This is a genomic window from Psychroserpens sp. XS_ASV72, from assembly GCF_041224425.1.
In the GTDB taxonomy this organism is placed as follows: Bacteria; Bacteroidota; Bacteroidia; order Flavobacteriales; family Flavobacteriaceae; genus Psychroserpens.
In genome coordinates this window covers 1-869 of record NZ_JBGFGL010000019.1, presented here as the reverse complement: position 1 = coordinate 869, position 869 = coordinate 1, and the positions used below count along the sequence as shown (strand labels likewise).

Annotated in this window: 1 protein-coding gene; it reads right to left on the bottom strand. The window is 31.0% G+C overall.

Going from position 1 to position 869, the window contains the following annotated elements:
* Positions 1-147: 147 nt before the first annotated feature.
* Entirely contained in the window at positions 148-834 is a 687-nt protein-coding gene (locus tag AB9K26_RS00055) for a DUF6090 family protein (protein ID WP_369970514.1), read from the bottom strand.
* Positions 835-869 lie beyond the last annotated feature (35 nt).

Here is an 869-nt window from a genome sequence, read left to right as displayed (position 1 = left end):
TCTGCGACTGGCGAAAATTCCGTTGGAGAAAAAGCGCGACGGCTGAGCGGTCATGGTTTTTCAGTTTTGTTGATTGGATTAAAAGTAAGAAAAAATCTTCTGCTTAACCGACTGTACGCATTAACTATACACGTTGTTGTGCTTTCGTTATTTTTCTGCATTTATATTGTCAATTTCTGTCATAGCTAATCTTAACTGTTTTAAATACCATTCCATTTGTTTGAAATGATGGTAAACGTCATCAAGGAATTCGGTCAATTGTTCAGACGTCATTTCACGAAATTCTCCAGTTCTTCTTTCATAACTATATTTTTTACTTAAAAAAGCCCATCTCTCATCCAAAATCTGTCCATTATCAATTAATCTGTCATAAGTTGAATTATATAATTTGACTACTCTTTGTAATAGTCCCTTATCTTTAAAAAAAGTTATTTGATTGCCTGAAACAGCTGATTCATATGAGCCAGAAATAGGATAAAAAGTCCGTTGACTTCTAAAGTATATCTTAAATATAGAATCTAAAGATTTTCTATCATTATTATACAAATGATGTAAGTTGCTATTCAAGATTTTATATGCCTCTATTCTCGGTTCGTTAAGCTCTATTACACTTTTCATGAAAATCCTATCCTGTTTTAGGTCATTTTTAAGGCTTGTAATAAACTCCTTTTCAGCATTTGATTGTTTTTTCGCTTCATTCCAATTATTAATCTGAAGCGCAATCAAAATTCCAATAACTACTAATATGATTTCTCCTATTGCATATTTAAGATACTTTCCTGTTTTTCCTTCAGAGAGTAAGTTTTGTCTAATTTTTCTAAAGAATTTTATCATTTAGTAAAGGTTGGTTAAATAATGAAGCACAACGT